Source organism: Alistipes sp. AF14-19 (genome assembly GCF_003461645.1).
GTDB classification, from domain to species: Bacteria; Bacteroidota; Bacteroidia; order Bacteroidales; family Rikenellaceae; genus Alistipes; species Alistipes shahii.
This window is the reverse complement of the sequence record NZ_QTXM01000001.1, coordinates 245,316-265,775: the sequence shown is the minus strand read 5'-3', so window position 1 is coordinate 265,775 and position 20,460 is coordinate 245,316. Positions and strand designations below refer to the sequence as shown.

Genomic DNA, 20,460 nt, shown 5'->3' with positions numbered 1-20,460 from the left:
TATTAATTAGGAGCGTTTAGCGAAACGTTCGATGAACTGTTCGATGTCCCTGTCGTCCGTGAAGCCGATGACGATTTTGCCGCCGCCGTTTTTCGCGCGTTTGATCGAAATTTCCTGCGAAAAGAACTTTTCGAGCTGCTCGACCAGTTTCAGGTAGCTTTCGGGATACTCTTCGTCCTCCACATTCTGTGCCTCTTTGCCCGGGGCTTCGGAGAGAGAGCGGACCAGCTCCTCGACCTGGCGGACCGAGAGGCCTTTCTTGATGCACCTTTTCAGCACGCGCAGCTGCTGGTCGGCGGGCGCCCCGGCGATGGCTTTGGCGTGTCCCATCGAGATCAGCCCCTCCTTGAGGGCGAGCTGCACCTCGTCGGGGAGTTTCAGCAGGCGCAGGTAGTTCGACACCGACGAACGCTTCTTGCCCACCTTCTCCGACAGGGCGTCCTGCGTGAGGTTGCACTCGTCGATCAGGCGCTGCATGCCCAGCGCGATTTCGATGGCGTTGAGGTCCTGTCGCTGGATGTTCTCCACGAGGGCCATGGCGTGCAGGTTCTCGTCGTCCACCTCGCGGATATAGGCCGGGAGGGTCTTCAGGTCGGCCCGCTGCGCGGCCCGCCAGCGGCGTTCGCCGCTGATGATGACGTATTTGCCTCCGTCGCCCTTTTTCACCGTCACGGGCTGGATGACGCCCAGCTGGCGGATCGAGTCGGCCAGTTCGTCCAGAGCCTCCTCGTCGAACTGCGTGCGCGGCTGCGTGGGGTTGGGTATGATGTCGGCGATTTCGATTTCTGCCATCTGACTCATCGGTTTGAGCTTGGCATCCACGGGATCGCTGCCGAAAATGGCGTCGAGTCCGCGTCCTAATCCCTTCTGTTTCATATCGGTATTCGTTTATTTGCTGCGTTTGCGGTTGCGTTTCAGAAATTCCCGGGCCAGGGCCAGGTAGTTTTCCGAGCCGACGGCCCCGGCGTCGTAGAGCATCACGGGTTTTCCGTGCGAGGGCGCTTCTCCCAAACGGATATTGCGCTGGATTATTGTGTCGTAGGCCAGGGGGCCGAAGTGCTCGCGGACCTCGCTCACCACCTGGTTGTTCAGGCGGTTGCGCATGTACATCGTCAGCAGGAAGCCCTCGATGTCGAGGCCGGGGTTCAGTCCGCCCTTGACCTTGCGGATGGTGTTGAGCAGTTTGGAAAGCCCTTCCAGGGCGAGGTATTCGCACTGCACGGGGATCAGCACCGTGTCGGCGGCCGTGAGGATGTTGACCGTGGTGTAGCCCAGCGACGGCGAGCAGTCGATGAAGATGTAGTCGAACTTTCCGCGCACCGAGTCGACGATGCGTTTCATCACGTGGTGGGCGTTTTCCATCTTCGGCAGTTCGGTGTCGGCGGCCACCAGGTCGATCGACGAGGGCAGCACCCAGAGGTTTTTCACGTCGGGACTTTGGAGAAGCACTTCGTCGGCCTGTTTCTGTCCGGCGATGCACTCGTAGATGCCTTCGAGGTTGATGTCGAAGCCCAGCCCCGAGGTGGCGTTCGCCTGCGGATCGGCGTCCAGCAACAGGACTTTCTTGCCCAGCAGGGCCAGCGAAGCCGCTAAATTGATAGCTGTCGTGGTCTTGCCCACGCCGCCTTTCTGATTGGCCAATGCGATTACCTTTGCCATGTTTGAATTCGGTTTATAAGCAGGCAAATTTAGTGAAATTAAATGGAAATCCATAACCGTAGCGGAAAAATGCTTATCTTTACGGTCGGAATGAATTGATAGCTATACGATACTATGGAAGAAAAAAAATCGCCGGCTTCCGCGGCGGAGTCCGCAGCTTCGGGACAGCCGGCCGCAGTCCCGGCGGCGGAGCTGCGTCCGGGCCGCCGGAAATTCCCGACCGTGGGCGACCTGTTCGCCATGCTGGGTATCGCCTTCGGGGCGCAGATCGTCGTGGGGACCGCAGCGATGGTCTTCCTGCTTTTCGCCGGGCACGGGCTTGATTTCAAATCGCTGGAGCCGGCTGCGCTGGGCAAGGTGATGGCGGCGCTCTATTTCTGCTCGATGTCGATCACGCTTGCCGGCATCCTCTACTACCGCCGCGCGCGCGGCGGCAGCGGTCCGTGGGCGCGTTTCTCGGCCCGGGGGCTGAATCCCGCGCTGTTGCTGTGGGCCTTCGTGCTGATGTTCGCCGTCGGCGTGGTGCTCGAACCGCTGCTGCGGCTGATGCCCGAACTGTCGCTCGAAGTGGGCCGCGGATTCTGGACCATCCTTTCGCTGGTGATCTTCGCTCCGATCTTCGAGGAGCTGATCTGCCGCGGCGTCGTGCTGGGGTCGCTGCGCGGTAAGTTCGGCGTGACGACCGCATGGCTCGTCTCGTCGCTTTTCTTCGGCGTGCTCCACGGCCAGCCCGTGCAGGTGATCAACGCCACGGTCATCGGCCTGGTGCTCGGCTACGTTTACCTGGCGACCGATTCGCTGTGGTCGGTGATGATCCTCCATGCGCTGAACAACGCCGTGGCCTATCTGGCGCTGGCCACCGGGCACGGCAATGCGCTGCTGATCGACCTGGTGGGCAGCCGGACGCTTTACGTGCTGATTTACATCGCGGCGCTGGCGCTCTCCGCCGTGTCGGGCTATATGATGCTGCGCACGCTGCGGCGCATGAAGGAGGCGGAGAAAAATCCGTCTGCGGCGTAATAATCCGGCTCCGCACTGCGTTACTTACAAGTAAAAAACGTATCTTTGCCCTTCGGAATATGAATTTGCGAGCGAAAATAGCGGTCGCGGCGGGTGTGCTGCTGCTGGCGGGATGCCGGGAGCTGCCGCGTTATTTTGCCGGCGACACGACCATTGCGCGGGCCGGCGGCAAGGACCTGCGGCTGGGCGACGTGCGGTCGGTGGTCCCGCAGGGGCTTTCGGGCGACGACAGCGCGGCCTTTATGAAGGTTTACATCGACCGCTGGGTGCTCAAGCAGCTCAAGCTCCAGGAGGCGGAGACGCTCTTTTCCTCTTCGGCGGGCGACATCGACAAGATGGTGGAGGAGTACCGCCAGGCGCTGCTGATCCGCCAGCTGGACCAGCATTACGTCGACCGTTCGATCGACACGGTGTTCACCGCCGACGAGATTGCGGCCTACTACAACGCTCACAAGGCCGATTTCAAACTCGACCGCACGATCGTCAAGGGGCGCATCGTCCGTTTCGGCGAGGGGTACCGGCAGGCCGCGAAGCTCAAGACGCTGATGGGGGCCAGGTCGGAGGCGCAGCAGCAGGATTTCAGGGACATCTGCGAGAAGAACGATTTCACGGTGGACGATTTCCGCGACCAGTGGATTGATTTCCCGGAGTTCTTGAGCTACCTCCCGACGCTGCGTTCGCAGAGCTACGATTCGGTGCTGGCGACTGCTGCCGTGCAGGAGATGCGCGACAGCCATGCGCACTATTATTTCCAGATTGATGCGGTGCTGCGCGAGGGCGAGCCGATTCCGCTCGAACGGCTGCGCGGAACGATTCGCCGCATCCTGTTCAACCAGCGCAAGGGCGAGATCATCCGCGCGCACGAGGAGGAGCTTTGCGCCCGGGCCGCGGAGATGGGCGAGGTGAAGATTTTCGCCGACGAGAAACCGAAGAAAGACGAATAAAAATAAAACGATAAACGAAACCAAGATGTTGAAAAAAGCTATGATGGCCGCGGCGCTCGCCCTGTTGTTCGCAGGCGCCCTTGCGCAGAAACGACAGGTGATGCTCGACAAGGTGGTGGCCGTGGTGGGCGGATCGTCGATCCTCTACTCCGAGGTGGACGACTATGCGCGCCAGCTGACGGAACAGCGCCGTCAGGAGGGTTACACTTCCGACCGCGACCCGATGAACGAGGCGCTCGAAGCGCTGATGACCCAGAAGCTGCTCTACAACCAGGCCCAGATCGACTCGGTGAAGGTCAACGACGCCGACATCATGGCGCGCGTCGAGGAGCAGGTGCAGCAGATGGTCGAGGCCGAAGGCTCGATCCCCCAGCTCGAAGCCAAGCACCACATGCCGATCTTCAACATCCGCGAGATCATGCGCCAGCGTTACGAGGAGCAGGCCTATGCCAACTCCATGCAGACCGAGGTGGTCGACAAGGTGTCGGTGATTCCGGGCGAGGTGGAGCGTTTCTACAAGTCGATCTCGAAGGACAGCCTGCCGCTCGTCGCCGACCAGTATGTCTATGCGCAGATCACCAAGTTTCCCAAGTCGATGACCGCCGCCAAGCAGCGTACGCGCGAACGGCTGATCGACATGCGCGAACGCGTGATCACGGGCAAGGCCAAGTTCGAAAACCTCGCCCGCATGTATTCGCAGGACCCCGGCACGATGATGCGCGGCGGCGAGATGGACCCCTCGACGCTCGAACAGCTCGACCCCGCATTCGGCGCGGCGCTGGAGAAGATGCGCCCCGGCCAGATTTCCGAGGTGGTCGAGTCGCAGTTCGGCTTCCACATCATCCAGCTTCTGGACAAGCGCGGCCGGCTCTATCATTTCCGCCACATCCTGCTGCGTCCGGTCTACACGACCGAGGAGCTGGGCGGTTCGCTCAATACGCTCGACAGTCTGGTGAAGGTGATCCGCAAGGATTCGATCACCTTCGAGAGGGCTGCGCTGCTCTATTCGGACGACGCGCAGTCGAAGATGAACGGCGGCATCGTCTCGAACCACGACATCCTGGAGCGTTTCAACGCCTTCGACGCCAAGCTGACCGTCACGAAATTCCTCAAGGAGGACTTTGGCCGCTTCAAGAGCCTCGATGATTACAACGCCCTGAACCGGCTCAAACCCGGCGAGATTTCGGAGGCCTACCTCACCGAAGACATGCTCGGCAACCAGATGGCCAAGATCGTCAAGCTGGTTGAGGTGATCCCCACGCATACGGCTTCGCTCAACGAGGACTACCTGCGGCTCGAAGAGATGGCCTTGCAGGACAAGCAGGAGCGGGTCTTCAAGGAGTGGCTTTCGAAGAAGATCGACGGCATGTACGTCTACATCTCGCCCGAATTCCGCAACGGGGAGTTCGAGAACAAACACTGGGTGAAATAGGCCGTGCGCAGGCTCTTGTCCATAGCCGTAGTGGTGCTGGCCGCCGCCGTGGTTGCGGCGCGCAGCGGTATGCAGGCGCCGGAGCCGGAGGGCGAGAAAAAGCTCATCGACCTCAAGTCGGACCTGATGGGCCCCATCGCCCCGGGCGATTCGGTGGTTTTCCTGGTGGGGAACTTCGCCGCACAGCACAACGGCGCCGTCATCACGTGCGACTCGGCCGTGCGTTACTCGGACATGCGCATCGAGTTCTTCGGCAACGTGCTCATCAACAAGAATACGACCTACATTTACGGTGACCGGGCCGAGTACGACGGCGAGCTGAACGAGGCGCGGGTCTACTCCGACATCGTCAAGGTCGTCGACGGCGACGCCACGCTCTACACCTATAAATTCCTGTTCAACACGAAGAAGAACATCGGCGAATTCGCCGACGGCGGGGTGATGCTCAACCGCGAGAACCTGCTCGAATCGGTCCGCGGCTACTATTATGCCGACACGAAGGAGCTGATCGCCGTCGACCGCGTCGAAATGCGCAACGACGAATACGAACTCAAGGGCGATTCGGTGGTTTACAACATGGCTACCGACAACGCCTTTTTCTTCGACCGCACCAACATCTGGAACAAGGACGGCGACTACCTCTATGCCGACCGCGGTTCCTACGACAAGGCCGATACGCTCTACATCGTGACGCGCAACGGCTATATCCTGACTGAAAAGCAGGAGATCTGGAGCGACAGCCTCCATTACTACCGCGCCGAGGACCATGTGATCCTGCGGCGTGATTTGCAGCTGGACGACGCCGAACACAAGGTGATCGCCTTCGGCGACTACGGCGAGTACTGGAAGGAGCCGGGAAATGCGTTCCTCACGCGCCGGCCCGCGGTGGTGAGTTACGACCTTTCGCAGGGCGACTCGCTTTTCATGCGCGCCGATTCGATGTACCTCTTCACGATCAATGAAAACGCACTGCGCCGGGCCGCCGCTGCGGCCAAAGCCGATTCGCTGGCGCGTCTGAAAACCGATTCCGCCCTTCTCGGGACGCCGCACCACCCGGCCGGGGAGCTTCCCGAAGGCCGTCCTGCGGCGGATTCGCTCGGAAGTCCCCGCGTTCCGGCCGTCGGTCCCGGTTCGCCGGAAGACGCCGCAGGGCCGGATTCGCTGGCCCGGCGGGAGGTCCCCGATTCGCTGCTGGGCGTTTCCGTCCCGGATTCGCTGGCCGTTCCGGCCGTCGATCCGCTCGACACGCTGGTCGGCGATGCCCGGAAAGCCTACCTCAAGGAGCAGGCCGCCAAGTTGAAGGCGGCCCAAAAAGCCGCTGCCGCCAAGGCCCGGAAGGAAAAACTGGAGGAGATCGCCAAAAAACGCCAGGATAAGACGACGGCCAAACTGCTGGCGCAGAAGGAGCGGGAGGAGCGGCGCCTCGCTGCGCGCAAACTCAAGGCCGAGTCGAAACTCCGCGCCCGTCAGGCCCGCGCCGCCCGCAAAGGCAAGGTGATTCCGGTCGATTCCACGGCCCTGCGCGAGATCGACTCGCTGATCGCCCGCAACGACCGGGAGATGGATTCGCTGCTGTTGCAGATGGCCGATTCGCTGGCCGCCGACTCGCTGGCGATGCGGATTCCGGCCGACTCGGTCGATTCGCTCACCGACTCCGCCGACTCGGTTTACCGCCTGATGAAGGGTTTCCGCAATGTGCGCATTTTCCGTTCCGATTTCCAGGCCGTATGCGACTCGATGACGGCCATCAGCACCGATTCGACGATCCACCTCTACATCAATCCCGTGCTGTGGAACCAGGGTAACCAGATCACCTCCGACGTGATGGACATATTCACCGAGAACCAGCAGATCACGCGCGCCGAGTTCATCGGCACTCCGATGATGGTCTCCCAGCTCGACACGGTCCATTACAACCAGGTGGCGGGCAAGCAGATGACGGCGTGGTTCCGCGACAATCAGATCTACCGCAACGACGTGAACGGCAATGCCCAGACGATCTACTACATGCAGGACGGCGAGCCGCCCCAGATCACGGGCATGGGCGTCATCGAGAGCGGCGACTGTTCGTTCTATATCGAGGACAAACAGGTCGTGACGATCGTCTACCGCAAGGACCCCGACTGGAACATCTATCCGATGGACAAGATTCCCGCCGATCAGGAGCTTTACCTCAAGGGGTTCAAGTGGGAGGGCGCGCGGCGTCCGACGCAGGGGGCGGTTTTCGACCGCAGGGTCCGGCCCTCGCAGCGCGAGGAGAAGAGGCATCTCGCACATCCGGATTTCCCGCTTCTGAAAGCCCTCGAGGAGCGCAAGAAGCAGCTGATCGAGGAGCGCCGCTGGGCCGACCGCAACGATCAGGTCGATGCCGCCACCGTGGAGTGGATGCGGGCGCTGGGCTTCGAGGTGGGCCAGCCTCGGGAGTCGGGACCCAAGCTCTGAAAAATTGGAAAAAGGTGAAAAGATGCAAAAACTTTTCACCTTTTTTGTGCTATTTTTGCAGCCGGTTAGCCGTTAATGTCTGTTTTCCCATGAAGAAAAGTCTGATCGCCCTGGCATTCGGGACGTTGGCGCTCGGTATGGCGGAGTTCGTGATGATGGGCATTCTGCCCGACATCGCCCGCAGCCTCGGCGTCTCGATCCCCGAAGCGGGGCACCTGATCTCCGCCTATGCGCTGGGCGTCTGCTTCGGGGCGCCCCTCACGGTGCTGGTGGCCCGCACGCGGCCGCTGAAACACATCCTGCTGGCCCTCACGGGCCTGATCATTCTCGGTAACGCCTGTGCGGCGCTTTCGCCGAACTACTGGACCCTGCTGGCCATGCGTTTCGTCTCGGGGCTTCCCCACGGGGCCTTCTTCGGCGTGGGGTCGATCGTCGCCGAGCGCGTCGCCGACAAGGGCCGGCGGGCCGAGGCCGTGTCGATCATGGTCGTGGGCATGACCGTCGCCAACCTCTTCGGCGTGCCGCTGGGAACCTATATCAGCGGCGTCGTGACGTGGCGCGCCACGTTCGGGATCGTCGCCGTGTGGGGAGCCGTGGCCATGCTGCTCGTGAAATTGTGGGTTCCGGCTCTGCCCGCGCTGCCCGATACGGGGATGAAGGGGCAGTTCCGGTTTCTGAAAAGCGCCGCTCCGTGGCTGGTGCTGGCGTCGGTGATGCTGGGCAACGGCGGCATCTTCTGTTGGTACAGCTACGTCAGCCCGCTGATGGTCCACACCTCGGGGTTCCGTTCCGAGGACCTGACGCTGATCGTCATGCTGGCCGGTTTCGGCATGTTTGCGGGCAATATCGTCGGCGGTCACTATGCCGACCGGTTCACGCCCGAGCGGGTTGTGCGCTTCACGCTCGGCATGGCCTGTCTGGCGCTCGTCGGCATCTTTTTCGGGGCGCATGTCCGCTATCTTTCGCTAGCGCTGATGTGTCTGACTACGGCCTGCCTCTTCTGCGTATCGTCGCCCCAGCAACTGCTGATCCTCGAAAATTCGCGCGGCGGCGAGATGCTCGGCGCGGCGCTCGTGCAGGTGGCTTTCAACCTGGGCAACGCCCTGGGGGCCTACGTCGGCGGCCTGCCGATCGGGCACGGGCTTGGCTATGAATATACGGCGCTTCCCGGCGCGGCTTTCGTGCTGCTGGGGATGACGGCCGCCATGATCTACATCCGTAAATATCCCCGGCATGAACAGCGATAACAGCGAAGAGATCTTTCCCGTGGTCGACGCGGCGGGGAACGTCGTCGGCAAAGCCACGCGCGGCGAGTGCCACGGCGGGTCGATGCTCCTGCACCCGGTGGTGCACCTCCATGTTTTCAATTCGCGCGGCGAACTCTATTTGCAGAAACGCCCCGCCTGGAAGGACATTCAGCCCGGACGGTGGGACACGGCCGTGGGCGGCCATGTGGACTACGGCGAGACGATCGCCGAAGCCCTGCGGCGCGAGGTGCGCGAGGAGCTGGGCATCACGGATTTCGTGCCCGGGGCGGTTGCGGTCTATCCGTTCCGCTCGGAACGCGAATACGAACTGGTCCATGTCTTCCGCACGGTCTACGACGGCGAGGTCCGTCCGAGCGGGGAGCTTGACGGCGGGCGTTTCTGGTCCCCGGACGAAATCCGCGAAAACCTCGGACAGGGTGTTTTCACACCCAACTTCGAAGGCGAAGCCGGATTGATTCTCGGGTGATTCCGTTGTCCGCGCCGGCGTCGTTTCCGGTTTTTCGGCCGCCGCTGCGGTTGAGGCCCGAAAGTTGATGCGGGTACGGGTATGCAGACACTTCTGAAACGTTGGACGCACGCCCTGCTCGAATGGCTGGGCCTGACTTCGGCCACCGGCGATGCGCTCGACCGCTGGGCGGCTTTCGTGCTCGTGGTGCTGGCCGCCGTGGTTTTCGACCTGCTGCTGCAACTGGGCATCGTACACGGGGTGCGGAAACTCGTGGAGCGCACCCGGGCCAAGTGGGACGACACGCTTTTCAGCGTTCCGGTTCTCCGGCGCATGTGCCATATTTTGAGCGCCATTCTGCTGGCCGTCGTGCTCCCGGTGGTCTTCGAGGAGAAATCCACCGGGCGCGTCATCGTCCTGCGGTTCATGGAGGCCTATATCGTCTTTTCGGTTTTCCGCTTCGTCAACGCCCTGCTCTATGCCGCCTTCCACATCGCTGCGGCGCGTCCCGCCTGGCAGAACAAACCCATCAAGGGCCTGCGGCAGACGGCGCAGGGCATTGCGCTGCTGATCTGCACGATTCTGATTGTTTCGATCCTGCTCGACAAGTCGCCCGCCATCCTGCTGACGGGACTGGGCGCCTCGGCGGCCGTGCTGATGCTGATTTTCCGTGACAGCATCCTCGGCTTCGTTTCGGGCATTCAGCTCGCGGCCAACGACATGCTCAAGGTCGGAGACTGGATTTCGATCCCCAAGTACGGGGCCGACGGCAACGTCGAGGAGGTGTCGCTCACGACGGTCAAGATCCGCAATTGGGACAACACGCTCGTCATGCTGCCGCCCTACCTGCTGACGACCGATTCGTTCACCAACTGGCACGCCATGCAGCTTTCGGGCGGGCGGCGCGTGATGCGCTCCGTGGCGATCGACATGACGAGCGTGCGTTTCTGCACCCCCGAGATGCTGGACCACTACCGTACGATCGACCTGATCCGCGACTACGTCGATCAGACCGAACGGCGCGTCGAGGAGTACAACGCCGCGCACGGCATCGGCTCCGGGGAACGGCGGATCAACGGCCTGCATCAGACCAACCTCGGGGTTTTCCGGGCCTATCTGGTCCGCTACCTCCGGAACGAGGTTCCGGTGAACAAGGATATGACGCTGATGGTGCGGCAGTTGCAGCCCACCGAAACGGGGCTTCCGATGCAGCTCTATTTCTTTACCGATACGGTCGTGTGGGTGGATTACGAGGGGATTCAGTCGGATGTCTTCGATCATGTGCTGGCCGTGATTCCCGAATTCGGGTTGCGGGTTTTTCAGAATCCGTCGGGGGAGGACGTCGCCTCGCTGCGCAATGCCTTTTTTCCAAACGCGCAGACACCCTCGCAGACACCCCCGCAGGCGTCACCGCAGGCCTCCTCACAGGCCGCCCCGCAAAATGCGCCGCCCCTGCATGCATCCCGGCCGGCCGCCCCGCAAAGGCCGCAGGCGGAACAGCCCGCCCCGGAGGAGGCTAAAGCACCAGCATCAGCATCACCTGAATGATGATCACGCGCAGGAACATGCACACGGGATAGACCGTGGCGTAGGATACGGAGGGGTTGTCGCCTTCGATCGTGTCGTTCACGTAGTTGAGCGCCATCGGGTTGGCCATGCTGCCGCACAGCAGTCCCGAGACCGATCCGAAGTCGACCTTCAGCACCCGCAGGGCGAACAGCCCCACCAGCACCACCGGCACGAACGTCAGGGCGAATCCGATGCCGAGCCACAAGGCCCCCTCGGGGCGCATGACGGTCTCGAAGAAGTGGGTTCCGGCATCCAGCCCGAGGCATGCGAGGTACATCGAAAGGCCCAGTGCGCGCAGCATCAGGTTGGCGCTCTGGGTGGTGTAGGTGATCATGTGGAGCCGGGGGCCGAACGTGCCGATCAGGATGCCGACGATGATCGGGCCGCCTGCGAGTCCCAGTTTCACGGGAATCGAAATCCCGGGGATCGCCACGGGAATGCTTCCCAGCGTGAGGCCGAGGATCAGGCCGATGAACACCGCCGCGAGGTTGGGTTCGTTGAGGCTCTTGACGGCGTTGCCGAGGATTTTCTCGACGTTGCGGATCGCCTCCGCTTCGCCCACCACGGTCAGACGGTCGCCCAGCTGCAAACGCAGGTCGGGGGTGGCCAGCAGTTGCACGCCCGAGCGGTACACGCGGCTGATGTTGATGCCGTAGGTGTTCCGCAGGCGCAATTGCGAGAGTTTCTTGCCGTTGATTTCGGGGCGTGTCACGAGGATGCGCTGCGAGATGAGCTGGCTGTCGACGGAGTTCCAGTCGATGTTTTCCGTGTTCCAGTCCTTGGTCTCCTGCTCGCCGAAGATCAGCCGCAGGGCGTCGGCCTCGCCGGGCGTGGTGATGACCAGGATCAGGTCGTTCTCCTGTAGGGTTTTGTCCGAGGTGGGGATCGAAACCCGCCCGTCGCGCCACAGGCGCGAAATGACGAAATGGTGGTGGCTCTGCGTCGCGATTTCGTGGACGCTCTTGCCGAAGACCGCGGGATTGGTGAGGTGGTAGCTGGCAATGAAGACGTTCTTGCGGTGTTCGGCGTCGGGTCCCGGCATGTCGCAGGGACGCACGAAGAGCTTGCGCAGGAAGACCACGGCCAGAATTACGCCTACGACGCCCAGCGGGTAGGCCACGGCGCAGCTCAACGCCGCTCCGTTGGCGTCGATGCCCATTTGTTGCAGTGTCTGCTGCGCGGCGCCCAGCGCCGGGGTGTTGGTCGTCGCGCCGCACAGAATGCCCGACATGTCGGGCATCGAGACTCCGAAGGCGTAGCTCATCGCCATGGCCAGGGCCGTTCCGAGCAGCACGATGGCGATGGCGGGCGAGACGAGCCGCAGTCCGTCGGCGCGCATCGAACTGAAGAAGCCCGGCCCCACCTGAAGGCCGAGGGCGTAGACGAAGATCACCAGTCCGAAACTCTCGGCATAGGTCAGCATCGCCGGGTCGAGCGAAAGCCCGAAATGCCCGGCCAGAATGCCCACGAAGAAGATGAAGGCCGTTCCGAGCGAGATTCCGAAAAAGCGGATCTTTCCCAGTCCGATACCGATCGTCGAGATGAGCGAAACCACCACGACGGCCTGCAAAGCCGAGTGCTCGACGAACAATTCTTTAAGCCATTCCATTCCTTCAACTGTTGAAACCGTTGCAAAAGTAGGTCAAATTTTCCGGATTGCCGCTTTTTTGCAGAACGAAAAGTGGTCCGTATGCGTCCGGGCGTATTATTTTGCCTTTTCGGGGTATGACATTTTGGTCGAGCCTTATTACAAAAACGCTCTACCTATTGTGGGTTGGGATAATTTGTCTACTTTTGTATTGCTGGGATAAACACAGATCATCAGTGACGCACGAAGGACTTTTCTGCCGGAGAAGGTCCGGGATCCAATCCGGCAGCCGCCCGGATTATTCAGGAACTTGATGTTCCGGGTAGCAGCGAGGGTGACCGTTTTAGGTCACCCTTTTTGTTTGAATTCGTTTATCAGAATCTCCCGTTTTCAGAGTTGCAACGGCTTCCCGCGGTGGAAATCGGGAATCTTCGACGGAAAACGAACTCGTATTTGGCCTGCACGGTTTGGGTGACGGCGAGCTGCTGGCTGCGCACGGCGAGCTGCGCCTTGCTGATGTCGTTGCGCGCGGCCCGGCGGTTGAAGATCGGGTTGTCGAGCGGGACGCCGGCGTATTCGCGGCTGTTATGGCGCATCTGTGTCCCGGACGGCCACCGCGTGTTCCGAGCCTTCGGGCCGCAGCCGCTTCGCGGGGGCGGTTCCCGGTTCCCCGGGCGCATGACGGATCACGCCGGTCGTGCGGCGGCCGTCGGGGGCGAAAAAGAGGTGATTGCGGAATATCTGCCTATCGGTAAAAAGGCCCGCCCGGTCTTTTCGGGGACCGGGCGGGGGTTTATGCTTTGAGGCGCAGGAACGAATAGCCGAAGCGTTCGGCTGCGGCGCGTTCCAGCTCCTCGCGGACCGAGGGGTGCGCCACGGCTATCAGCGCCCGGGCGCGTTCTGCGAGGTTGCGGCCCCGCAGGTGCGCCACGCCGTATTCGGTGACGACGTGCTGGACCATGTGGCGCGTCGTGACGACGCCCGCGCCGGGCGACAGCAGCGCCCTGATCTTCGATTCGCCCTTGGGTGTGGTCGAGGGGATGGCGATGAAGGTCTTGCCGCCTTCGGACAGCGCCCCGCCGTACATGAAATCGTGCTGGCCGCCCACGCCCGAGATGATGCGCATTCCGACCGAGTCGGCGCACACCTGCCCCGTGAGGTCCACCTCCACGGCCGAATTGATGGCCATGACCTTCGGGTTTTGCCGGATGCGGAACGGGTCGTTGGTCCATGCCACGTCCTTCATCACGAGGTCTTTGCGGTAGTCCATGTAGTCGTACAGCCGGCGCGAGCCGAGGGCCAGCGAGGCCACCGTCACGCCGGGCATCACCGCTTTCTGCGAGTTGTCGATCACGCCGCTTTCCAGCAGCGGCAGCACGCCGTCGGTCATCGCCTCGGTGTGCAGTCCCAGATGCCGGTGGCCGCCGAGGGCCGCCAGTACGGCGTTCGGAATGCCGCCCACGCCGATCTGCAACGTCGCCCCGTCGGGAATCAGTTCGGCGATGTAGCTGCCGATTTTCCGTTCCGTTTCGCTCGGCACGGCCGTCGGGACCTCCACCAGCGGAGAATCGACCTCCACGGCCGCCGCCAGGCGCGAGGTGTGGATCACGGCGTCGCCGTAGGAGTAGGGCATCGCCTTGTTGACCTGCGCGATGATGGTCTTGGCGCACTCCACGGCGGAAACCGCCAGATCGGCCGAGACGCCGAACGAGCAGTAGCCTTCGGCGTCGGGCGGCGAGACGTTGATGAGTGCGACGTCGAGAGGCAGCGTGCCGTCGCGGAACAGCGCGGGGATTTCGCCCAGGAAGGCCGGAATGGTCTGTCCGTAGCCGTCGGCCAGCCACCTGCGGATGTTGTTGGCGACGAACAGGCTGTTGACGAGGAACGACTCCTTGTATTCGGGGCGGCAGTAGGGGGCGTCGAAGGCTCCCACGGCGAAGGCCGAATAGACCGTCACATGCTCCAGTTCGCCGCCCCGTTCGGCCATTGCGGCCACGAGCGCTTCGGGGATCGAGGTGCTGCCCTGAATGTAGACGCTGTCGTTGGATCGGATGAGTTTTACCGCCTCCGCGGCAGTCGTGTAGTGCATGTTGTCAGCGGTTATTTTCTGCAAAAGCGGTTAAACGTTCTTCGAGCATTTCGAACTGTTCGGGGCGGTTCATCTGCGAGACGCAGACGCGGATGCCGCTCTGGCGGCTGCCGGTCGAGGTGAGCGAGATGGCGCAGATGCCGTAGAGCAGCAGCTCGCTCAACAGTTCGGCGCTGGTCATCGCGCCGTAGCCGACCGTGTAGAAGAATCCGTCGCTGACCGGCTCGTCGCGGTCCTTGTCGTAGACGATGCGGAATCCGTGGCGGAGGAACGTCTCCTTGGTCAGCCGGGCGCGCCGGGCGTACTCCGAGGCTTCGCCCACGAAGTCCAGTTCGCCGTCGGCCGCCGCGCGGAACATTGCCGCCAGGGCGTGCTGCGCCGAATGGCTCGTGCCGGATGAGGCCGCATAGAGAAAGACCAGTACGTAGGCGTCGCCCAGCCGTCCGATGTTGTAACGCCGGCGCAGGGCGGGGTACTCGCGGCGGAAAAGCGCATCGGAGATCGCCGCCACGGCGATTCGCTGCCCGGCGTAGCTGAATATCTTCGACCCGGAGACCAGCAGGATGTAATTGTCCGTGTAGCGGGCCACCGAAGCCTGGTAGGGGGCTTCGAAAGGCCGTCCCAACGGTTTGCGGAAATCCATGCAGAGGTAGGCGAGGTCCTCGATGACGATGGCGTCGTACCGCGTGGCCAGCTCGCCGATCGTGCGCAGCTCGTCCTCCGTGAGGCAGATCCACGCCGGGTTGTTGGGGTTCGAGTAGACGATGGCCGCCACGTCGCCTGCGGCGAGGACGCTCTCGATCTTCGGCCCCAGCTTTTCGCCCCTGTAATCGTAGATGTCGAACGACTCCGAGGGAATGCCGAGAATGCGTACCTGACTGCGCTGCACGGGGAATCCGGGGTCGATGAAGAGGATTTTGCGCCGCTGCGGGTCGAGCTGCGAGCAGAGCAGGAATGTGGTGAAGCTGCCCTGCATCGACCCGACGGTGGGGATGCAGCCCCGGGGGGCCACCTCCACGTCGAGGAAGGCTTTCAGGAAGCGCGACGCCTGCGTCTTGAGTTCCGGAATGCCGAACATGTTGGGATACTGCGACGCGACGCCCGCCTGCAGGGCCGCGCATTCGGCCTCGACGCCCGCCCGTTCGGGCGGCAGCCCCGGCACGCCCATTTCGAGGTGGAGGAACTCCACGCCCGTGTCGCGCTCCATCGTGCGGGCGATGTCGCCCGACTGGCGGATCGTGGCCTGCGCGATGTCGGCTATGTCCATCCGCTCCAGCGCGGAGCGCAGGCAGGACCTGTCGAACGGTATTTTCATGGCTTTGCCTGTTTTTGGGTCGCTTCGTAGCCGGCGCGGAACGCCGCGAGATTCGTTTCGACGACCTGCCCGCCCTTGCGGGCGAAGATGGCGCGGATGCCGGACTCCAGTTTCGCGGCGTCGATTCCGAGCAGCGGCGCGGCGGCTCCCAGCAGCGCCATGTTGGCCGAGCGGGGCGCCATGGCGGCTTTGGCGACGGCGTCGGCGTCGAGGACTACGGCGTGCGGGAGTTTTTCCAGTTCGCGCCGCAGGGCCTCGCCCTCCGGGTAGTTCGGGATGTTGATCAGCGGCGTGATGCCGGTGATTACCCATCCGTCGTCGGCGAGCCACGGCAGGTAGCGCAGCGCCTCCATCGGCTCCATCGAGACGATGAGATCGGCCGCGCCGCGCGGAATGAGATCCGAACGGATGGCCGACGACGAGATGCGCAGGTTCGACTGCACGTCGCCGCCGCGCTGGCTCATGCCGTGGACCTCGGCCTGCTTGATGTGAAGCCCGTCTTCGAGGGCGGCCCGTCCGATGACGGCGGCGATCGAGAGGATTCCCTGGCCTCCTACGCCCGAGAGTATGATGTCGCGTTTCATAAGCCTTTACTTTTTAGCAGCGTTGTGTCGCTTTGCGGTCTGGATACATTCTCTTCGCGGGATGATCACCGAGACGCCCCGGTGGGCGATCTCCTCGCGGATCACGGCCTTCATCTCCTCGCGGTTCTTGGGCAGGGGCACGACCGTGCGGATATGTGCGGGATCGACGCCGATGCCGGCGCAGATCTGTTCCAGACGGCCCGTTCCGGCCGAATCCTGCCCGCCGGTCATGCCCGTCGTGAGGTTGTCCGAGATGATGACCGTGATGTCCGCGCGCTCGTTCACGGCGTCCAGCAGGCCCGTCATGCCCGAATGGGTGAAGGTCGAGTCGCCGATCACGGCCACCGAAGGGTGCTGGCCCGCGTCGGCCGCGCCTTTGGCCATGGTGATCGAGGCTCCCATGTCGACGCATGTGTCGATGGCGTGCAGCGGCGCCAGCCACCCCAGCGTGTAGCAGCCGATGTCGCTGAAAACCTTGCCCGCGGGGTATTCCTCGCGGATCACCTCCGTCAGGGCTGTGTACATGTCGCGGTGTCCGCATCCCTGGCAGAGCGCGGGCGGGCGGGGTACGACGATTCCGCTTGCGGCGTGCGTCCGGCGGGGCGCCATGCCGAGGGCCGCGCGCACGCTGTCGGGCGTCAGCTCCCCGGTGCGGGGCAGTTCGCCGGTCAGGCGTCCGCGGATCGCCACGGGATTGGGCAGCATGCCCCGGACGATCTCTTCCACGACGGGCTGGCCCTCTTCGAGGATCAGCAGCGTGCCGCACTCGGCGGCGATACGGCGCACCAGCGTGCGGGGCAGCGGGTACTGCGCGATTTTCAGCACCGGGTGCGGACATCCGTCGGGGTAGTTCTCCATCAGGTAGTTGTGTGCGATGCCGCAGGCGACGATGCCCAGCCGTTTGTCCGGACCCTCCGTATAGGCGTTGAACGGGCTGGCGGCGGACTCCTCTTCCAGCCGGGCGTAATCCTCCAGCAGCGTCTGGTATCGCACGCGCGAGTTTCCCGGCATCAGCACCCACTGGCGGGGCTGTTCGGGATGGCTCAACGGGTTTTCGGCGCGCGCCTCGCCCGTCTCGACGACGGCCCGCGAATGGGCCATGCGGGTCGTCAGGCGCATCAGCACCGGAATCCGGAACCGCTCCGAGAGGTCGAAGGCGGCCTTCGCCATGTCGTATGCCTCCTGCTGGTCCGCAGGCTCGAAGGTCGGCACGAGGGCGAATTTCCCGTAGAAGCGCGAATCCTGTTCGTTCTGCGACGAGTGCATCGAGGGGTCGTCGGCTGCCACGACCACCAGCCCGCCGTTGGCTCCGGTCATCGCCGAGTTGACGAAGGCGTCGGCCGCCACGTTCAGCCCCACGTGTTTCATGCAGACCAGCGCGCGCTTGCCGGCGAACGACATGCCGAGCGCCTCCTCCATGGCCGTCTTTTCGTTCGACGACCACGTGCGGTGCACGTTGCGCTGCGCAGCCAGGGGATGCTGCTGGATGTATTCCGTGATTTCGGTCGAGGGTGTGCCCGGATAGGCATAGACACCCGACAGTCCCGCGTGGAGCGCCCCCAGTGCGAGGGCTTCGTCTCCGAGTAAGAGTTCTCGTTTTGCCATGAGCTTACGGTCTGGTTCACTTTTTACAAATTTAGGAAAATTTAATTAAAATCCAATATTTGGCGATAATTTATCAGACATTCGGCTGGAATCGGGAAAAAATATAGGTTTCGACCCGGTTTCTGGTTGAAAAATGTAAAATGCGCTCCGGGACGCCGTGCGGCCCGTATCCGGCCTTTCGGCTTTTCCCGGAGGCGGGGACTTTGCGGAGCGGAATCTGCGGGACGTTCACGAAATTGCCGGAATTGTTTGGTTTGATTGGTTTTTTTGCGATCTTTGTGCTGCAAAAGAATAACCCATGAACAACTCGCCGAACATCAAACAGGTGGAAACCGTCCTGAAATACATCAAGAATGAGCTTTATTCCGGACGTTTGCAGCCGGGCGAACGCCTCCCGGCCGAGCGGCGGCTGGCCGACATGTTGGGCGTCGGCCGCGCCCATGTGCGTGCGGCGTTTCAGAAACTCGAATTTTACGGCATCGTCCAGACCTTCCCCCAGAGCGGCACGGTGGTCGCCCAGGAGAAGATGCAGGTGCTCGAACGCATGATCACCGACGCGCTTCAGATCAGACAGTACGACTTCGCGTCGCTGGTCTACGTGCGTGTGCTGCTCGAAATCGAGGCCATCAAGCTCTGCGCCCGCAACCGTACGGCGGAGGATCTGGAGAACATCGAACGGGCGCTGGAGGAGTGCGAGGCGAAATTCTATACCGAGGAGCGTGTCTCGAAGGACTTCGCCTACCACCAGGCGCTGGCCCGCGGGGCGCACAATCCGGTGATCGCGTCGATGCTGCTGGTCATCACGCCCGACGTGCTGCGTTATTACCAGCGTTACCGTGTCTGCACGGTTCCGCAGGAGGAGGTCTATTTCGAGCATCGCGAACTGCTGCGCTGCGTCCGCGAGAAGGACGAGGAGGGGGCCGTCGCGATGCAGCGCCGCCACCTCAAGTCGTTGAGCGAATTCGCTGCGGCCTTCAACGACGAGAACCATTTTCTCGAATAGCGCTCCTGCCGTCCCGAAACGACAAACGGCTGTCCCCGGAAGGACAGCCGTTGCTGTGTTTGGTTGCGTCCCGTGCTACCCGCAGAGCCAGTCGCGCAGGATTTCGGGTGTTTCCACCTCCCGGCAGCTGACCGAAGCGAGCAGTTCGCGTCCTTGTTGCGTGAGTGAGTAGTACATCTGGCGCCGGTCTTCGTTGCAGAGTTCGCGGGTCACCAGTCCTTTCTGTTCCACCGAGCGGAGCACTTTCGAGGTGTTCGACGGCGTGAGTCCCAGCAGTTCTCCCAGCTCTCCCGGGCAGAGACGCCCGGTTTTCGAGAGGCTGCACAGCGTCATGCCCTCGTTCAGGCAGATGCCGTAGCGTTTTTCGAACGCGCTTTCGAACTGGTGCACGGCGCGCTGAAGGTCGCGGATCTTACAAAGTTTGTCCATGTTCCTTCGCTTTATATACCGCCTGCATGCCGCAGCGTTTCACGCATTTGCCGCATTCGATGCATTTTCCGGGGTCGATCCGCGGAAGGGAGTTCCCCTCCTGCGAGATCGCGCCCGCGGGGCAGATCGGGATCAGCGGGCAACGGTGGTTCTGCGGGCATAGCAGGGCGTCGACCGTCAGTGCCATTATTTACCCAGCATCACTTTGTCGATGGCCTCCTTGAGCGAAGCCTTGGGCAGGGCGCCCTGGGCCATCTGGGGTTTGCCTTCCATCGGGATGAACAGCAGCGTGGGGATCGAGCGGATGCCGAACGCCGCGGCAAGCTCCTGCTCCTCCTCGGTGTTGATCTTGTAGATGTAGATCCGGTCCCCGTATTCGGCGGCCAGTTCTTCGAGCACCGGTGCGAGGGCCTTGCAGGGACCGCACCACGAGGCGTAGAAGTCGATCAGGGCGGGTTTGTCACCGAGGTATTTCCACTCCTCGGGATTTTTTTCATAGTCGGCGACCTTCTTCAGAAAGTCGGCTTTGGTCAATGCGATCGTTTTCATATTCTTTGCGTTTTTGTTGTTTGTCTGTGCCTGGCTTCCGGCGGCGAAGGCCAGCAGCGCGAAAGCGGTTATGAGCAGTTTTTTCATCTTGTTTTTTATTGTTCTCTATCAATAACGATGCAAAGATAGAATTTATTTTCCGATAAAACAAATTTCCAATGGAAAATATTGTGATCTAATGATTCACTGATTTGAAAACGGCGGGTTTCGCCCGCGGGAATTTTATGTACTTTTGATGTCAACCGACACACGCAGCGCGAGCAGAGACCGCTTGCGGGCTATGCCGTGCCAGAAGGAGGAAAACGAGCGTAGCGAAGTTAAAAGCGCCAGAACCATCCGCATGTCGTTCTTTGCGGGAGTCTTCTCCGTCCCGTGCTGAGCGGGCGCAGTAAGATCAGGCCTTTACGGCGCAAAAACACGCGCCGTAAAGGCTGTGGCGGCTCGGCAAACAGCACGTATCTGCCTTCGCCTGCGGACGCCTTTGCCAGCCTCCCGCTCCGGGCACGCAGGCTGTCGGTT

General features: G+C 62.2%; 19 protein-coding genes. 8 read left to right on the top strand and 11 right to left on the bottom strand.

What is annotated here, in order from left to right; translation table 11 throughout:
- Positions 1 to 6: 6 nt before the first annotated feature.
- Entirely contained in the window at positions 7 to 876 is an 870-nt protein-coding gene (locus DWW03_RS00985; RefSeq protein ID WP_015547500.1) for a ParB/RepB/Spo0J family partition protein, read from the bottom strand.
- 12 nt (positions 877 to 888) lie between these two features.
- Positions 889 to 1,659, bottom strand: a complete 771-nt coding sequence (locus DWW03_RS00980; RefSeq protein ID WP_015547501.1) for a ParA family protein — start codon at positions 1,657 to 1,659, stop codon at positions 889 to 891.
- Between the two features lie 114 nt (positions 1,660 to 1,773).
- Here DWW03_RS00980 and DWW03_RS00975 point away from each other — a divergent pair, with 114 nt between their 5' ends.
- From DWW03_RS00975 to DWW03_RS00945, 7 genes are all read left to right on the top strand, one after another.
- Positions 1,774 to 2,679 (top strand): CPBP family intramembrane glutamic endopeptidase, encoded by a 906-nt coding sequence (locus DWW03_RS00975; RefSeq protein ID WP_118406111.1) that lies wholly within the window; start codon positions 1,774 to 1,776, stop codon positions 2,677 to 2,679.
- A 59-nt stretch (positions 2,680 to 2,738) separates the two neighbouring features.
- Complete coding sequence (locus tag DWW03_RS00970; protein WP_022062624.1) at positions 2,739 to 3,623, top strand: hypothetical protein; 885 nt, start codon at positions 2,739 to 2,741, stop codon at positions 3,621 to 3,623.
- 25 nt (positions 3,624 to 3,648) lie between these two features.
- Positions 3,649 to 5,055 carry a peptidylprolyl isomerase gene (locus DWW03_RS00965; protein WP_044054503.1) on the top strand — a complete coding sequence of 469 codons (1,407 nt, stop codon included), beginning with the start codon at positions 3,649 to 3,651 and terminating at the stop codon, positions 5,053 to 5,055.
- A gap of 3 nt (positions 5,056 to 5,058) precedes the next feature.
- Positions 5,059 to 7,497 (top strand): OstA-like protein, encoded by a 2,439-nt coding sequence (locus DWW03_RS00960; protein ID WP_022062626.1) that lies wholly within the window; start codon positions 5,059 to 5,061, stop codon positions 7,495 to 7,497.
- An 89-nt stretch (positions 7,498 to 7,586) separates the two neighbouring features.
- Complete coding sequence (gene araJ, locus DWW03_RS00955) at positions 7,587 to 8,744, top strand: MFS transporter AraJ (protein WP_118406221.1); 1,158 nt, start codon at positions 7,587 to 7,589, stop codon at positions 8,742 to 8,744.
- Complete coding sequence (locus DWW03_RS00950; protein WP_022062628.1) at positions 8,731 to 9,231, top strand: NUDIX hydrolase; 501 nt, start codon at positions 8,731 to 8,733, stop codon at positions 9,229 to 9,231. The genes araJ and DWW03_RS00950 overlap by 14 nt, the downstream gene beginning before the upstream one ends.
- A gap of 81 nt (positions 9,232 to 9,312) precedes the next feature.
- Positions 9,313 to 10,758 (top strand): mechanosensitive ion channel family protein, encoded by a 1,446-nt coding sequence (locus DWW03_RS00945; protein WP_022062629.1) that lies wholly within the window; start codon positions 9,313 to 9,315, stop codon positions 10,756 to 10,758.
- Here DWW03_RS00945 and DWW03_RS00940 read toward each other — a convergent pair.
- The 6 genes from DWW03_RS00940 to DWW03_RS00915 all read right to left on the bottom strand — a co-directional run bounded on the left by DWW03_RS00940 (position 10,727) and on the right by DWW03_RS00915 (position 17,960).
- A complete protein-coding gene (locus DWW03_RS00940; RefSeq protein ID WP_022062630.1) occupies positions 10,727 to 12,388 on the bottom strand; it encodes a putative transporter in 1,662 nt (553 codons plus the stop codon). The genes DWW03_RS00945 and DWW03_RS00940 overlap by 32 nt on opposite strands.
- A 353-nt stretch (positions 12,389 to 12,741) precedes the next feature.
- Positions 12,742 to 12,963, bottom strand: a complete 222-nt coding sequence (locus DWW03_RS00935; RefSeq protein ID WP_022062631.1) for a hypothetical protein — start codon at positions 12,961 to 12,963, stop codon at positions 12,742 to 12,744.
- Between the two features lie 197 nt (positions 12,964 to 13,160).
- Complete coding sequence (locus tag DWW03_RS00930; RefSeq protein WP_022062632.1) at positions 13,161 to 14,456, bottom strand: acetyl-CoA hydrolase/transferase family protein; 1,296 nt, start codon at positions 14,454 to 14,456, stop codon at positions 13,161 to 13,163.
- A 4-nt stretch (positions 14,457 to 14,460) separates the two neighbouring features.
- Complete coding sequence (locus DWW03_RS00925; RefSeq protein WP_015547510.1) at positions 14,461 to 15,771, bottom strand: aminotransferase class I/II-fold pyridoxal phosphate-dependent enzyme; 1,311 nt, start codon at positions 15,769 to 15,771, stop codon at positions 14,461 to 14,463.
- Positions 15,768 to 16,355 (bottom strand): indolepyruvate oxidoreductase subunit beta, encoded by a 588-nt coding sequence (locus DWW03_RS00920; RefSeq protein WP_022062633.1) that lies wholly within the window; start codon positions 16,353 to 16,355, stop codon positions 15,768 to 15,770. Before DWW03_RS00920 ends, DWW03_RS00925 begins: the two co-directional genes overlap by 4 nt.
- Before the next feature lie 6 nt (positions 16,356 to 16,361).
- Entirely contained in the window at positions 16,362 to 17,960 is a 1,599-nt protein-coding gene (locus DWW03_RS00915) for a thiamine pyrophosphate-dependent enzyme (RefSeq protein ID WP_118406109.1), read from the bottom strand.
- Between the two features lie 298 nt (positions 17,961 to 18,258).
- On the opposite strand from DWW03_RS00915, the gene DWW03_RS00910 reads away from it, so the two are divergent.
- On the top strand, positions 18,259 to 18,963 hold the full coding sequence (locus DWW03_RS00910) for a FadR/GntR family transcriptional regulator (protein WP_015547512.1): 705 nt from the start codon (positions 18,259 to 18,261) through the stop codon (positions 18,961 to 18,963).
- 75 nt (positions 18,964 to 19,038) lie between these two features.
- Here DWW03_RS00910 and DWW03_RS00905 read toward each other — a convergent pair whose 3' ends face one another.
- From DWW03_RS00905 to trxA, 3 genes are read right to left on the bottom strand one after another with little or no spacing between them, the layout of a single operon-like run.
- Positions 19,039 to 19,392 (bottom strand): MarR family winged helix-turn-helix transcriptional regulator, encoded by a 354-nt coding sequence (locus DWW03_RS00905; RefSeq protein ID WP_015547513.1) that lies wholly within the window; start codon positions 19,390 to 19,392, stop codon positions 19,039 to 19,041.
- On the bottom strand, positions 19,376 to 19,579 hold the full coding sequence (locus DWW03_RS00900; protein WP_015547514.1) for a 4Fe-4S dicluster domain-containing protein: 204 nt from the start codon (positions 19,577 to 19,579) through the stop codon (positions 19,376 to 19,378). Before DWW03_RS00900 ends, DWW03_RS00905 begins: the two co-directional genes overlap by 17 nt.
- A complete protein-coding gene (gene trxA / locus DWW03_RS00895) occupies positions 19,579 to 20,028 on the bottom strand; it encodes a thioredoxin (RefSeq protein ID WP_015547515.1) in 450 nt (149 codons plus the stop codon). The genes DWW03_RS00900 and trxA overlap by 1 nt, the downstream gene beginning before the upstream one ends.
- Positions 20,029 to 20,460 lie beyond the last annotated feature (432 nt).

Coding starts and splice junctions, on each gene's coding strand:
- DWW03_RS00930 (WP_022062632.1), bottom strand. CDS start 14,456: ATGCACTACACGACTGCCGCGGAGGCGGTAAAACTCATCCGATCCAAC.
- DWW03_RS00920 (WP_022062633.1), bottom strand. CDS start 16,355: ATGAAACGCGACATCATACTCTCGGGCGTAGGAGGCCAGGGAATCCTC.
- DWW03_RS00980 (WP_015547501.1), bottom strand. CDS start 1,659: ATGGCAAAGGTAATCGCATTGGCCAATCAGAAAGGCGGCGTGGGCAAG.
- araJ (WP_118406221.1), top strand. CDS start 7,587: ATGAAGAAAAGTCTGATCGCCCTGGCATTCGGGACGTTGGCGCTCGGT.
- DWW03_RS00985 (WP_015547500.1), bottom strand. CDS start 876: ATGAAACAGAAGGGATTAGGACGCGGACTCGACGCCATTTTCGGCAGC.
- DWW03_RS00975 (WP_118406111.1), top strand. CDS start 1,774: ATGGAAGAAAAAAAATCGCCGGCTTCCGCGGCGGAGTCCGCAGCTTCG.
- DWW03_RS00935 (WP_022062631.1), bottom strand. CDS start 12,963: ATGCGCCATAACAGCCGCGAATACGCCGGCGTCCCGCTCGACAACCCG.
- DWW03_RS00915 (WP_118406109.1), bottom strand. CDS start 17,960: ATGGCAAAACGAGAACTCTTACTCGGAGACGAAGCCCTCGCACTGGGG.
- DWW03_RS00965 (WP_044054503.1), top strand. CDS start 3,649: ATGTTGAAAAAAGCTATGATGGCCGCGGCGCTCGCCCTGTTGTTCGCA.
- DWW03_RS00970 (WP_022062624.1), top strand. CDS start 2,739: ATGAATTTGCGAGCGAAAATAGCGGTCGCGGCGGGTGTGCTGCTGCTG.
- DWW03_RS00945 (WP_022062629.1), top strand. CDS start 9,313: ATGCAGACACTTCTGAAACGTTGGACGCACGCCCTGCTCGAATGGCTG.
- trxA (WP_015547515.1), bottom strand. CDS start 20,028: ATGAAAAAACTGCTCATAACCGCTTTCGCGCTGCTGGCCTTCGCCGCC.
- DWW03_RS00905 (WP_015547513.1), bottom strand. CDS start 19,392: ATGGACAAACTTTGTAAGATCCGCGACCTTCAGCGCGCCGTGCACCAG.
- DWW03_RS00940 (WP_022062630.1), bottom strand. CDS start 12,388: ATGGAATGGCTTAAAGAATTGTTCGTCGAGCACTCGGCTTTGCAGGCC.
- DWW03_RS00900 (WP_015547514.1), bottom strand. CDS start 19,579: ATGGCACTGACGGTCGACGCCCTGCTATGCCCGCAGAACCACCGTTGC.
- DWW03_RS00925 (WP_015547510.1), bottom strand. CDS start 15,771: ATGAAAATACCGTTCGACAGGTCCTGCCTGCGCTCCGCGCTGGAGCGG.
- DWW03_RS00910 (WP_015547512.1), top strand. CDS start 18,259: ATGAACAACTCGCCGAACATCAAACAGGTGGAAACCGTCCTGAAATAC.
- DWW03_RS00950 (WP_022062628.1), top strand. CDS start 8,731: ATGAACAGCGATAACAGCGAAGAGATCTTTCCCGTGGTCGACGCGGCG.